Annotated in this window: 16 protein-coding genes; 10 read left to right on the top strand and 6 right to left on the bottom strand. The window is 51.3% G+C overall.

Going from position 1 to position 12,751, the window contains the following annotated elements; all coding sequences use genetic code 11:
• The first annotated feature begins 47 nt into the window (after positions 1-47).
• On the top strand, positions 48-1,019 hold the full coding sequence (locus tag BUC22_RS10685) for an NADPH:quinone reductase (protein WP_013378435.1): 972 nt from the start codon (positions 48-50) through the stop codon (positions 1,017-1,019).
• Positions 1,020-1,056: 37 nt separating this feature from the next.
• Here BUC22_RS10685 and BUC22_RS10680 read toward each other — a convergent pair whose 3' ends face one another.
• Positions 1,057-1,407, bottom strand: coding sequence for a helix-turn-helix domain-containing protein (locus BUC22_RS10680; RefSeq protein WP_013378436.1), 351 nt, complete (start codon positions 1,405-1,407; stop codon positions 1,057-1,059).
• A gap of 205 nt (positions 1,408-1,612) precedes the next feature.
• On the opposite strand from BUC22_RS10680, the gene BUC22_RS10675 reads away from it, so the two are divergent.
• The 4 genes from BUC22_RS10675 to BUC22_RS10660 all read left to right on the top strand — a co-directional run bounded on the left by BUC22_RS10675 (position 1,613) and on the right by BUC22_RS10660 (position 6,434).
• Entirely contained in the window at positions 1,613-1,855 is a 243-nt protein-coding gene (locus BUC22_RS10675) for a DUF739 family protein (protein ID WP_013378438.1), read from the top strand.
• The gene (locus BUC22_RS10670) at positions 1,842-2,078 is read left to right on the top strand and encodes a hypothetical protein (RefSeq protein WP_013378439.1); all 237 of its coding nucleotides are present in this window, start codon (positions 1,842-1,844) and stop codon (positions 2,076-2,078) included. The genes BUC22_RS10675 and BUC22_RS10670 overlap by 14 nt, the downstream gene beginning before the upstream one ends.
• A gap of 3 nt (positions 2,079-2,081) precedes the next feature.
• The gene (locus BUC22_RS10665; RefSeq protein ID WP_013378440.1) at positions 2,082-2,795 is read left to right on the top strand and encodes a hypothetical protein; all 714 of its coding nucleotides are present in this window, start codon (positions 2,082-2,084) and stop codon (positions 2,793-2,795) included.
• A 336-nt stretch (positions 2,796-3,131) separates the two neighbouring features.
• Complete coding sequence (locus tag BUC22_RS10660) at positions 3,132-6,434, top strand: S8 family serine peptidase (RefSeq protein WP_013378441.1); 3,303 nt, start codon at positions 3,132-3,134, stop codon at positions 6,432-6,434.
• Between the two features lie 54 nt (positions 6,435-6,488).
• On the opposite strand, the gene BUC22_RS10655 is transcribed toward BUC22_RS10660, so the two are convergent.
• Genes BUC22_RS10655 through BUC22_RS10645 form a run of 3 tightly spaced genes read right to left on the bottom strand, consistent with a single transcriptional unit; the run spans position 6,489 to position 8,170 of the window.
• Positions 6,489-7,001 carry a cyclophilin-like fold protein gene (locus BUC22_RS10655; protein ID WP_013378442.1) on the bottom strand — a complete coding sequence of 171 codons (513 nt, stop codon included), beginning with the start codon at positions 6,999-7,001 and terminating at the stop codon, positions 6,489-6,491.
• A 27-nt stretch (positions 7,002-7,028) separates the two neighbouring features.
• On the bottom strand, positions 7,029-7,571 hold the full coding sequence (locus tag BUC22_RS10650; protein ID WP_073382865.1) for a flavodoxin family protein: 543 nt from the start codon (positions 7,569-7,571) through the stop codon (positions 7,029-7,031).
• 29 nt (positions 7,572-7,600) lie between these two features.
• Positions 7,601-8,170: a sugar O-acetyltransferase gene (locus BUC22_RS10645; protein ID WP_013378444.1), complete on the bottom strand. Its 570-nt coding sequence runs from the start codon at positions 8,168-8,170 to the stop codon at positions 7,601-7,603.
• A 157-nt stretch (positions 8,171-8,327) separates the two neighbouring features.
• On the opposite strand from BUC22_RS10645, the gene BUC22_RS10640 reads away from it, so the two are divergent.
• Positions 8,328-9,221: a LysR family transcriptional regulator gene (locus BUC22_RS10640; protein WP_013378445.1), complete on the top strand. Its 894-nt coding sequence runs from the start codon at positions 8,328-8,330 to the stop codon at positions 9,219-9,221.
• 41 nt (positions 9,222-9,262) lie between these two features.
• On the opposite strand, the gene BUC22_RS10635 is transcribed toward BUC22_RS10640, so the two are convergent.
• A complete protein-coding gene (locus BUC22_RS10635; protein WP_073382863.1) occupies positions 9,263-10,033 on the bottom strand; it encodes a sulfite exporter TauE/SafE family protein in 771 nt (256 codons plus the stop codon).
• A 187-nt stretch (positions 10,034-10,220) separates the two neighbouring features.
• Here BUC22_RS10635 and BUC22_RS10630 point away from each other — a divergent pair, with 187 nt between their 5' ends.
• From BUC22_RS10630 to BUC22_RS22310, 4 genes are read left to right on the top strand one after another with little or no spacing between them, the layout of a single operon-like run.
• A complete protein-coding gene (locus BUC22_RS10630; RefSeq protein WP_013378447.1) occupies positions 10,221-10,445 on the top strand; it encodes a DUF1659 domain-containing protein in 225 nt (74 codons plus the stop codon).
• A gap of 18 nt (positions 10,446-10,463) precedes the next feature.
• Positions 10,464-10,691 carry a DUF2922 domain-containing protein gene (locus BUC22_RS10625; RefSeq protein ID WP_013378448.1) on the top strand — a complete coding sequence of 76 codons (228 nt, stop codon included), beginning with the start codon at positions 10,464-10,466 and terminating at the stop codon, positions 10,689-10,691.
• A 10-nt stretch (positions 10,692-10,701) separates the two neighbouring features.
• Entirely contained in the window at positions 10,702-11,097 is a 396-nt protein-coding gene (locus tag BUC22_RS10620; protein WP_013378449.1) for a phage holin family protein, read from the top strand.
• Positions 11,094-11,615, top strand: coding sequence for a peptidoglycan-binding protein (locus tag BUC22_RS22310; protein ID WP_013378450.1), 522 nt, complete (start codon positions 11,094-11,096; stop codon positions 11,613-11,615). Before BUC22_RS10620 ends, BUC22_RS22310 begins: the two co-directional genes overlap by 4 nt.
• A 47-nt stretch (positions 11,616-11,662) precedes the next feature.
• Here BUC22_RS22310 and BUC22_RS10610 read toward each other — a convergent pair whose 3' ends face one another.
• The gene (locus BUC22_RS10610; protein ID WP_013378451.1) at positions 11,663-12,730 is read right to left on the bottom strand and encodes a GLUG motif-containing protein; all 1,068 of its coding nucleotides are present in this window, start codon (positions 12,728-12,730) and stop codon (positions 11,663-11,665) included.
• Positions 12,731-12,751 lie beyond the last annotated feature (21 nt).

The raw sequence follows: 12,751 nt of genomic DNA, 5'->3' as shown, positions 1-12,751 counted from the left end.
TATTCGGGCGTTCTGAATTTTATTTTGGACGGCTGACGGAGGTAAAGATGAAAGCAATTATTGTATCATCCTTTGGTGATGAAGAAGTATTGAAGTATCAGGAAACAGAGACGCCAACACCGGCGGCAGGCGAGGTGCGTGTGAAGATAAAGGCAGCAGGGGTGAATCCTGTAGAGACTTATATTCGGTCAGGACACTATACGGCGCTTCCCGCTCTTCCCTACACCCCCGGAAATGACGGCTCTGGAATCGTGGACGCGGTGGGCGATGGCGTAGAGCATTTAAAGAAGGGCGACCGCGTGTTTGTAGCGGCGGCACTGGCCCGCCGCAATACGGGTACCTATGCAGATTATACCGTTTGTGATGCTGACGCAGTCCGATATTTACCCCAGAATCTTTCTTTCTCAGAGGGCGCAGCCCTTGGCACACCGGGGCTTGCGGCAACTTACGCTTTATACTCAAAGGCAAAAATAAAACCAGGTGAAACAGTTTTTATCCATGGCGCAAGCGGCGGCGTAGGCTCTCTGGCTGTACAGCTTGCCAGAAGAACCGGGACTTTTGTCATGGGAACTGCTGGTGATCCTGAAGGCATGACGCTGATTGAAAAGCTGGGCGCACACCGGGCATTTAACCATAGGAGTCCAGGTTATTTGGAGGCTGTAAAACAGGAGACTGGTGAACATGGGCCGGACGTAATTATTGAAATGGTCGCAAATATAAATTTGATGAAGGATATGGAGCTTTTGGCAAAATATGGCCGGGTAGTAATTGTAGGGAATCATGGAACCCTTGAGTTTGACCCGCGTTCGGCCATGACCAAGGATGCAGTGGTGATGGGAATGAACATTGGCAATATGCCCCAGGAGGATTATATTGCCAATATGTACACACTGTCAGCGGCCATGGAGACAGGGCTCCATACGATTATCGGAAAAGAACTGCCTCTCTGCCAGGCGGAACAGGCACACCGTGACGTCAGGGAAGGAAAAGGCGGAAAGGTGGTTTTAACCGTGGAATAGCAGCTTTGGTTCATCCGCAGCAAATGGGAAGAAGGATTTATACATACCGGGACAGCTCTGAAAGCTCCTCCACCCGCTTCAGCGCCTCGTCCTGCCCAGTCTCGCTGAGCTTCCGAAAAAGCTTCAGGAGGGCAACCTCCTGCTCGGTAATGAGCGGGGCGCTGTTATCGCTGCGCTCGATACTGACATCATAGCCCATGAGCCAGGCTTCATTGACGTTTAAGGCCTTTGCCAGCAGATAAATATTATTCTGCTTGGGCTCAAAATTGCCCGAAATATACTGGTTGATGGCAGAGGGACTGATCCCGGTTTTTTTGGACAGGTCGCTCTGCCGCATATGGTTTATTTCTAAAGCCAGCCGGATGCGCTGGCCGATGGTTTGCTTCATAAGGTCTTCTCCCAATGTCGATGGTTTAGTTACAGACATATCGTTTTTGATTACGGTACCCCGTTCGTTTATTATATGCTATTTTCTAACAAAATACATCAAATAAAATAAAATTAGAAAAAAAATGAAATTATTATTGTATTCATAAATAAAATGTGTTATTATATAATAAAATTTATTAAAACTAAAGAATCTGGGGAGCGTCATGTGTTTTAATTACGACCGATTATTGGAAAGAGTGCTTGAAGTCTTTTGGGATAAACGTGTTTTTGCCGTTGAGATGCAGATGGCCGAAGCTGTCTTGATCAGCCGGATTGAGAATAAGACCCCGTTCAGAAAGGAGGAAATCGACCGTGCGGTTATGCTGTTAAACATTGACCATGAAAAAATATCCGATTATTTTTTTAGAATTGAAAACGATAAAAGAGGTCAAATTGAAAAAATGTGATTACAGGCTCTGTGGAAATTTTGACGAGCGCTTTGGCAATAACTGCCGGGCCCTGTCCAGAGTTATCCCACAGAAGGAATGCTTTGCCAGAATGAGCCGTCAGACGGCCAGACAGGTGGACGAGGAAATCCGGGACGCGCTGGAAACCGAAACGGCCCAGACGAACCGGCGCTATTATGAAAAGAAAAATAAAAATATGAATGATGAGAAAAGGGGGAAATAATTGATGTATTCCGAAAAAACAAAATTTTACACCCATCCGGAGCTTGGGGTTCAGACAGTTGCCTTAAAGGATGGGCAGGTCTATTTTATTCCAAAAGATTTTACAGGTCGTTTTGGCTATAAATGTAATGACGCGCTGGTCCGCCGCCTCTGTAAGGGGCAGCAGATGCTGATGGTGCCGGTGGGGCCGGACACCAGAAAGATGCGGAAGGTGCTGGGAGTTCCCTGCCACGAGGCCCTGGCAATCATCAACGACATTGCCCATTATATTACGGAAAAGGAAGCTTACCGCCTCTGGTTTGACGAGATCCTTCTGGATTTTATGAAACCGGAATTTGATTTAAAGGAGGAGCTGCTCAAGTGTATCCACCGCTATCACAGCAACGGCGGCGCAACCTTTACGGATATGGAGCGCAACTTTGACCGCTATGGGTACGATTATCAGGGCGATTGCAGCCTGGTGTTTGAAGCCGTTGGCGGCGGCCAGCCCGTGTACTTCTGGTCTGGATGGAATAAGGAGACCTTTGAAGCCCTGGCTCAGCTGGTGGAGGAGGGGCGCATCCAGAGGCGGTATACGGGTCCCCTGCCCTATTATTATGAGGGGCATGCCCTGAGTCTGCCGGTCATTCATGACATTGACGGCATCGCAGCAGGCGGCTGGCTGCCCATTGGCTTTACCATCACTCCTGCGGGTGAGGCGGCGCTGGAAGCGGCGTAAAATAAGCTTGATATGAAAAAAGGGCCATGTTTAGGCATTCTAAACATGGCCCTTTTTTAAAGGATTTTACCTGAAATTTTGACTGGGAAGGAGAGACTGCGGTCTTTTAAGACAGAGACTTTTTTGCAGGCGTCCGAGAAGCGCATGGCCATCACCCCAGTCAGGGAGTCAATGGTTTTTTATGATAGATTTTCTTATAATATAAAAGCACGCTTTTCTTAAGGGATGCCGTTTTCGATACGTTTCAGCCGTTATTGGATACAGAACCATTGCCACAAAAATATCTTTTTTATATAATTAAATTAAGATTAAAGCATTACAGATGAGGAGAAACCCATGAAAAAGTTTTTAACCGTTCTGCTGAGCGCGCTTCTGGTCGCGGCGTCACTGCCGCTGGCCGCGTTTGCTCAGACAGCATCAGAGGAAACGCCTGTGATCACAGGCGATTATGTTCAGGGAGAGGTTATCGTGTGCATGGACAGCGGCAGCACCGCCCTGCGCAGCCGTTCAGCCCTGCCGGAGCTGCTGGCTGGTGCGGAGCAGCTTATGACCCTGTCGGACAGCGCCGGGGATGCAGATAACGCACAGCTGCGCAGCCGTTCAGCGGCTTCTGCGGATACACAGGTGCTCGCGCTGGTTAAGGATGAAAGCCGTTCAACGGAAGCGCTGATCGCAGAGCTTGAATCCTATCCGCAGGTGGTCTTTGCAGAACCGAACTACATTACGACAAATTTTGAAACCACAGCCACAGAGACTTATCCGGATTTATCGGATCTGCAGTGGGCAAACAGTGATCAGAGCAGCAAAAATAATCCCTTTGGAAATCCCCAAGGCTTTAACATCGGGGTTCCCGACTGGAATGTTCCCAGCGCGAGCGCTGAAAGTGATAATCCAGTGGTCGCGATTCTGGATACAGGCGTAGACCTCACCAATCCGGATTTAAAGGACAAGCTGTGGACCCGGCCAGCCGGCTCAGGCCTCCCCGGCGGCGATCACGGCATTAATGTCAGCGGTGAGGGCAGCCAGGAGAACGTGGTGGACACGAACGGCCATGGGACGCACTGCGCCGGTATTGTGGGCGCGGCCTGGAACAATATGGGTGTTTCCGGCGCGGGTGAAAAGATTGAGATCATGGCGATCCAGAGCAATAACGCCATTTCCAGTAAAATTCAGGGCTTTGATTATGTCAAACAGGCCTGCCAGGAAGGGGTTAACGTCAAGGCTGTGAACCTGTCCTGGGGCGGTCCCGGGCAGTCCAAAGCTCTGGACAGAGCCATCGAGGAAACTGGAAAGGCCGGCGCCATCGCCCTTGTGGCCTCAGGTAACTCTGGCTGGGATAACGACATCAGCAACAGCATGGCCTCAGGATTTTCAAATAATCCTTACGCGGTTGTGGTCAACTCAGCAAATCCGACAGGAACCATGTCTACCTTCAGCGATTACGGGAAACGGACCACGGATATCGTAGCGCCGGGGAGCCAGATTTTATCCACAGTACCCATGGACCAGAGCGTCTATTATCCCGAAAAGGATAAAGCGCCAGTCTGGTATGATAATTTTGAAGACGGACAGGCCCCGGCCATTTCGTTCTTTTATGATGCGGCGTGTACAGAGGCTGCGAAAGTCACCAAGATAAGCGGCGACAAGGTTTATGAAGGTTCAAAGAGCCTGAGTATAGACATTGAGGATGCTGAAAGCGGAAACGTTGTGCTTTACAGCCAACCGATGGATCTGTCGGAAAAGGCCAGTGCAATAGAGAATAAGGCCATCAGCATCAAGGTTGCGGCGGCAGGACAGAAAGTCGGCGCTTGCGCTTTACTGGTAAAAAACACCGGAGGCGAGTTTGAGAAAGTTAAAATTTCGGGAGGCTCAGCCCTTGACGGCACGTGGATGAATTACAGCGCGGCCCTTCCAAAAGATACGGATTATAAGAACTTCCAGATGAAGGTACTGTTTGCTTTCCGGGATATTACCTTTTTACCGGACAGCTCCAATCCGTCAGTGACACCAAACAGCGGCACAGTCTATGCCGACGCCATGGGCATTGGCGACGCGTCCAAAATGCTGCCCTTCGATTATAAAAACGGCACATCTATGGCAACTCCGGCGGCAGCCGGTGCGGCTGCCCTGCTCGGCAGTCAATATAACGAATCCGGCGCGGCACTGGCAGCCCGGGTGGTGGGCAGCGTGACTAAATATCCCAATTTTACGGATAAGTGCGTGTCCGGCGGGATGGTCAATGTCAGCCAGACAAGACCTTACCCGGTACTCAACAGCATTGTGGATCAGGGGGATACCGTTGAGGTTGACGGTTACTTTTTTGAAAACCTGGAGAGCGCGAAAATCGGCGGAATGGACGCTGAGATTGTGGCAAATGTGCCAGAGGCGGTTTCTGCCACCGATGGAGGAAAAGTTGTTACCCTTAAAAAGCCCGAAGGCTTTGCAGGCGGTACCGCCGAGGTATCGCTCACCACAGGCAATGGTGAGGGGCATCAGACCTTTGAAATCGGCCAGAACGTAAACATCGACTACTTTGAAGAGAATCTGCCGCTTCCAGAGGATGAGGATTTTTATAAGGCGGAAAACAAACAGATTGTGGGCTATCAAAACCAGCTTTACGTCCTGCCGGACGGGCTGGAGAGTGAACCCTCCCCCGAAATATGGGCTTACAGTATTGAAAACCAGAAATGGTCAACCCTTGAGCTGCCGGAGGCCTTAGTGAATCTTACCGGCGCAACCTGGAACGGCAGGCTTGCCGTTGCGGGCTTGACGGTTGATGAAAAGAATCAGCCGGTTGAGAAGCTGTGGTTCTATGACGGCCAGTGGCAGGAACAAAAGATTGAAGGACTCCCATTTGCCACTTCCCTGGTCAATGCGGACGGCACACTGATGGGCGTGGGCGGCCAATATATCGAAATTGATAAAGAAACTAATCAGGCGGCAGCGGCAGCTACAAAGGATATCGTGGCCATCGACACTAAAGCCGGTACGGTTTCAAAAGCTGGAGAACTGGCCGAAGCAAGAGTTTACGGTAAGGTAAACGCCCATGAAAATCGTCTGATCATATCTGGCGGTACAGACAGCACAGGCGAACCGGTAGGAAGTATTGAGCTCGTGACACAGAGCGAAAACGGCTATCAGGGAATGAAGGTCTCTCTTGATATAAAAAAAGGCCAGGCTTTTAACAGCATTGCCAATGCCACTGTAAAGAACGGCTTTATGCTGGCCGGTCCCCAGAGTGCGAGTGAAGATCCGGCGGCAGTAGCAGATGCCTACACGGTTGATCCGCAGACAGGGGTGATAACCCCTTACGGGAAACGGATTGACGACGGTATACTCATCGGAACAGGCGCTACAGCCTACCACGATCAGCTCTACGTGCTGGCCGCCAGCTACACAGCACCGGGCGGTTATATTTTCAAGGCAACCGCGGTTGAAACCATCAATCTTCAACCGGGAGAGGAAGCAGACAAAAAGCCGGATGATAACAGCGGACAGCCGGTAAATCCTGAAAACAAACCGGATAATGTAAAAACCGGAATCGTTGAGGATAGCCAGACCGCGGCGTTCCTCTGTGCGGGATTGCTTATTCTGGCCGTTGCCGGACTGGCAGCCTACCGTAAAAGAAAAATAAGCTAGATTGAAAAACACCCTGCTTGTTAAGCGCAAGCAGGGTTGTTTTTTATGGTTCTTTTATTCAGCCAGGCTAAAGCTCACTTCGACGCTCCCGCTCCCGAGGGCGTCGGCAAGGCCAGCAGTGTCCGTGATGGACCCAAGGTGGGTATAGCTGTAAGCGCTCTGAAAGCTTTCGTAGAACAGGACAAGACAGTTGTCCCCGTAGAGCATCAGATCGCCGGCAGCAATATGGCCTGACCGCTCGGCGTTTGTGGGCAGTGCATCTGAGAGGAAGAAATATTTTTCGTTTCCGTTCATTTCATCCATATTCAAGGTCATGGGCATGGCGGCGGCCAGAGCCTGAGCGGCCGGAGTATCCTCCAGCTGCGCGGTGAAGACCCTGTCCCCAGCCTGAATGCGCAGCTCTGTGACAGCAGTGGGAGTGGTCTCGGCCTGCGCAGTGGTCTGGACAGATGGGCTGGGCTTTTCCGGTTCGGGTGCGCTTGAGGCTGCCGTGTCTGCGGCGCAGCCTGTGAAGGCAGCAGCCAAAAGCAGAGAACAGCACAGGAAAGCGGCTTTCAGGCGAATCATCACTTTTAGTACCTCCGGTTTCCTTGTTCAGAGAGTTTTGCCCATATCATAGGCCGCCTTTAAAACCAGCGGGGCGTTTTTGGCTGCGCCCACAGCGTCCAGGCCAGTGCCCCGGAGTACGCCGGCCAGCTTTGCGCGTTCAAAACAGTCGATCCAGCCCTGGAGGCCTTTGACAGCCCCATCCATTGAGTCCCTGTTTTCATCCGCCGAGGCAGCCAGCAGATAGATCTCTCTGAAAGCGTAATCTGCTGGAAACAGTGGGTTGCTGTGGTCGAGCAGTGTTTTCATCTGGCCGGACATCTCATAGAAATAGATGGGTGTCGCGAACACCAGCACGTCGGCGCTCAGCATCTTTTGTACAATGGCGTTGACGTCGTCCTGGATGACACAGCGCTCTGTTTTCTGGCAGGCCAGACAGCCCCGGCAGAAACCAATGGTTTTGCCAGCCAGACTGATTTTTTCGGCGTCGTGGCCTGCGTCCCGGGCGCCGCGTGTGAATTCATCGGCCAGTGTGTCGGAATTTCCGCCTTTGCGGGGACTGGTTGAAAGGATTAGAATATTTTTCTTCATAATGGATAACCTCTTTCTTTAAGGATTTTTTATACGCTAAGCTCACGGAGAACCTTCGCGGGGACTCCGGCGGCGATGGTGCCCGCTGGGATGTCCTTTGTGACCACCGCTCCGGCGGCGATAACTGCATTATCCCCGATGGTCACGCCAGGCACCACAGTGACATTTGCGCCCAGCCAGACATTTTTGCCGATGACCACAGGCGCCGGATGCATGGAGCTTCGTTTTTCAGGGGAAAAGTCATGGTTGAGGGTGGCCAGCACTGCGTTATGACCGATGAGCGCGCCGTCACCGATGGTGATACCGCCCTGATCCTGGAAACGGCAGCCGCTGTTGATAAAAACATTTTTCCCCACCGTAATGTTCTTGCCGCAGTCTGTGTAAAAGGGTGGGAACAGGCCGAAGGAGGCGTCCACAGGCTTGCCGGTCAATTCTGAAAAAAGTTCCCGGATTTCCTCGGGGCTGTGGTAGGTATTGTTGAGCGCGCTGGTGATCCGAAGCGCCTCCTGGCTGACCTTGTGCATAAATTCATGTGCTTCTGACCCGCCGTCAACGGTCAGGCCTTTATTTAAATGTTCTAAAAATGTGTCGAGATTCATTGGTAATCAGCTTCCTTTCAAATAGTTGTTTATCATGGCTTTATTATATAACCTGACTTGCTGTAATAGCAAATACTTATATGCTATGCGATACCATGCTTGACAAGCATGGAAAACGCCAGTATACTGAGAGAAACAGAGAAAGGGAGTGCAGCCAATGGAACTGAGGGTTTTACGCTATTTTCTGGCAGTTGCCAGAGAGGAAACGATCTCCGGAGCTGCGGAGTCACTGCATGTGACCCAGCCCACCCTCTCGCGCCAGCTTATGGAACTGGAGGAACAGCTGGGAAAAAAGCTTTTTATCCGGGGAAGCAGAAGGGTTACCCTGACCGACGAGGGGGCTTTCCTGCGCAAGCGCGCCCAGGAGATCGTAGACCTGGCGGACCGCACCGAGGCTGATTTTAAAGCGTCCGATGAGATTGTCGGCGGCGATGTTTATATCGGCGGCGGAGAAACCGACGCCATGCGGATTATCGCCCAGGTGGTTGGCAGAATGCGGAGGGATTATTCCCATATCCGGGTACATCTCTTCAGCGGAAACGCCGACGATGTGACCGAACGTCTGGATAAGGGGCTGCTTGATTTTGGGATTTTGATCGAACCGGGAGACATTACAAAATACGATTATATACGCCTGCCTGCCACGGACACCTGGGGATTGCTGATGCGCAGGGACAGCGTTCTGGCGGCGCTGCCCGACATTAAGGCAGAAAACCTGCTGGAGATACCGCTGCTCTGCTCAAGGCAGTCGCTGGTGCGCAATGAGCTGTCCGGCTGGTTTGGCAGCGACTCAGACAAGCTGAACGTCGTGATGACCTATAACCTGATTTACAACGCGGCCATCATGGTGCAGGAGGGCATCGGCTATGCCCTGTGCCTTGATAAGCTGGTGAACACCACCGGCGACAGCGCTCTGTGCTTCAGGCCGCTGAGCCCCCGCCTCGAGGCACAGCTGTACGTTGTCTGGAAAAAGCATCCGGCGTTCTCAAGAGCTTCAGAAATTTTTCTGAAGCAGCTCCAGGCGTTTCTGACAGAGAATGATGGCGAATAAAAAAATAACCGCACTCCCTTTAAAGGGATGCGGTTGTTTTTTTATTTCAGAAAATTTACAAGGATAATGGAAACCCCAAGGACAGAGAGTACCACGCCGGTGGCCCGGTTGAGCACAATGGGGCTGGCCTTGTTGGCAAACTTGGCCGCAATTCTGGCCCAGAGCAGGGTAGATAAAACACAGAAAACAAGACTCCAGACATCCGGTGGGCCACCGATGGCAAAATGGCTGACCGCGCCGGTAAAGGCCGTAAAGGCCATGACAAAAACACTGGTCCCGACAGCTATTTTGAGCTCATAGCCCAGCACACTGGTCAGGATCAGCAGCATCATCATGCCGCCGCCCGCGCCCACAAAGCCGCAGATAAAGCCGATGGCCATGCCGCAGACCACAGACTGCACAAAGCGCTTTTGGGGGCTTGTGCCGGTCATGGAGTCCTTGGTGGTCATCACAGGTTTTACGATGAACTTAATGCCGAGCAGCAGCGTCATAAAAACTGAAAAGCCGCCCATTGCAGTGCTGGGGACCAGGCTGGAGATCCAGCTTCCAACCAGGGTAAAGCACAGAACCGCTGCCATCATGACCAGTCCGTTTTTAATATCCAGATTTTTGTGCTTGCCGTAGGTATAGGCGCTGACCGCGCTTGCCAGCACATCGCTGGCAAGCGCAATGCCAACAGCCTCATAGGCCGGGATACCCAGGAAGGTAATAAGCATCGGGCTGATCACCGCAGCTGCGCTCATACCCGCGAAGCCTGTCCCCAGTCCCGCGCCGATACCGGCGATAAAACAGATGATAAATTTAAACAGCATAGACGTTCCCCCTCGTCTGTCCGAAAGATTTTTCTGAAAATTCATGAGTATAACCTATATTCTATGCCTTAATGCGGTGAGTGTCAATGTAAAACTGCCCTCTTAATCCCTTTGCAAAAAGTCTTGACAGGCCTTAAACTAAAATCACAGGCAGCGCGCAGACCTGAAAAACTTTTGGAGGTTAACAATGGCAGTAACAGCAAATGTAAAGAGTGTCGGTTTGAAAATTGTATCAAACTATGGTGAAGAGAATGGAAAAATCGTTAAGAAGTCCAAGACCTACAGCGATGTCAAAAGCGATGCCACCAATGAGAGCATCTACAATACCTACAAGCTGATCAAGAACATGCAGGAACCCGTCGGCGAGTCCTGTACCAAAACAATCGCCGAAGAGCTTATGGATGTGGCGTAAGGATAGAGGAGGAAAAAAATGGCAAATGTTTCAAAAGATTTACAGTTGATTTATGAATTGGCTAACGGCAAAAATTATACCCTGACCATTCCGGATTATAAGGACGGCATCACCGATGCCGAGATCGCCACAGGTGCAAACGGTATTTTAACCGAGGGGATTTTTGCGCCCGACGGACAGCCGCTGGCGGCACTGGTATCCGCGGTGCGCATCGACACCACCAAAACCGAAGTGGCTTTGGCTTAGGCAGCAGGCAATGAGGGAAATCATCCGGGGCGCCGCCGCTGTGGCAGGCGGCACCCTCTCCTTCCTGTTTGGGGGACTCGATGATTTATTGGTGGTACTCACGGTTTTAGTCTGTCTGGACTATGTGTCCGGCGTTATCAAGGGAATTTACAGGCATGAGCTTTCCAGCGCGGTGGGCTTTTACGGAATACTGAAAAAATTGATGCTATTTCTGGTGGTCAGCGCTGCATTCATGGTCCAGAGGATCATAACGGCCGAGCTGCCCATCCGGGATATCACCGTGCTTTTCTACATTTCCAATGAAGGCATCTCACTGGTCGAAAACGCCGCAGAATTTATTCCCATTCCTGATAAGCTTAAGGCCGTACTCAAGGAATTTACAAAGGATGAAAAGGAAAAGAAATGAGTATTTTAGAGGTACAGAGAATTTTATCCCACCTGGGCTATAACCCGGGTGAGCACGATGGACTGGACGGCCCGAACACCCAGGCAGCCGTCAAAGCCTTTCAGCGAAAGGCTGGCATCAAGGCTGACGGTATTGCGGGACCGGTAACCCGGGGACATCTGGCAGAGGCTTATAAAAACAGCCGCGCCAGTGAACACTTTGCCATGAGCGAATACCAGTGTGACTGTGATGGCATGTACTGCGGCGGTTTCCCCGAGCTCATGGAGGAGGCCCTTCTGGCCCAGGTTGAAAACCTGAGAAACCGCCTCGGTCGCCCGGTCATCATCACCTCCGGCGTGCGCTGCACACAGCGCAACCATGAGGTGGGCGGCATCGAGTACTCCAAGCATAAGATCGGCTGCGCCGCAGACCTGTACTGCCCCGGCGTCCACTACTCCGAGGTGGCCGCTGTGGCCAGAGAGCTGGGGCTGGGTGTGATCGAGTACCCTGAGCAGTTGTTTGTGCATGTGGAGGTATAAATAAGAAATCCGGGCTTTGGAAGACGTTCCAATGCCCGGATTAAAAGTTATTTTGTACCAATTTCTGGCACACCAGCGCCTGTAAGATTGGATAAATCCTGATTGTTTGTCAAGGTTACGTACTGCGTGCCTGAGCGGTAAGTCATACTGCCGATGAGCCATCCCCTGAACTTATTCTGGTTGCTCTGAACAGTCATATCGCCGGATACCGTGTTATCCTGTAATGTCATTAGGGTTGAGGTTCCAATCACTTCTCCTGCGATACCGCCTGCGGCAGCCGCGTTCTTAATAATTGGGGTGAGGATAGAAGAGAATTTTACGGTCGCGCGGATAGTTGAGCTGTTTACCGTACAGCCTTTGATGGTATTGCCATATTGTATTGCCCCGGCAATCCCGGCGATTTTGCGGTTGCCAACCATGGTACAGCCGTTAACATTACAACTGTCAATCACAGAACCGCCTTCTCCGATAAGGCCGATGATCCCGCCGACAGCGCCGTTTTCATCGGTACCGGTCATCTGGCAATTGATGACCTCGCAGTTTGTAATGTCACCATAGCTGAGGCCGGCCATGCCCCCAATTCTGGTGCCGCCGTTAAATATCGCGTTCATAACCTTACAATTGATGATATCGGCTGAGTAAGCATTTCCGACGATTCCGCCAACATCGTTTGCGCCTGTGATGGTCGCGCCGTCAATCACAATGTTTTTAAAAGTCGGAGCTGCTGCACTTTCAGTATAAGCAATTGATCCAAACAGCCCTGAGCCGTCCTCGCCGGTGTTTGTTACCGTCAGGTTTTTGATCGGTACGTTATTTCCGTCAAAGGTTCCTCTGAAATTATCAATGGGCACCCATGGAATACTCTGCATGTCTATTTCCGCAGCTTGAAGCCTTACGATCTTTCCTGCAAAATTTTCTGCATTTTCAGCTAACCGTGTTTGATCCGCAACCCATTGCAGCTCTTCAGGGGTTGTCACCACATATACCCCGCTTTCGTCTGGCGTCACGGCATTGCTCTCCTCTTCAGCAAATACACCGAGCGGCATTGCCGTCAACAGCATTCCCGCGATCAATAACGCGGACAACATCTTTTTCCCAAATCTTCTTTTACGCATATCTGATACCTTCCTTTTTTT

This window comes from Eubacterium callanderi (assembly GCF_900142645.1).
GTDB lineage: Bacteria > Bacillota > Clostridia > Eubacteriales > Eubacteriaceae > Eubacterium > Eubacterium callanderi.
The sequence above is the reverse complement of the archived record's forward strand: the minus strand, read 5'-3'. Positions and strand labels throughout refer to the sequence as shown.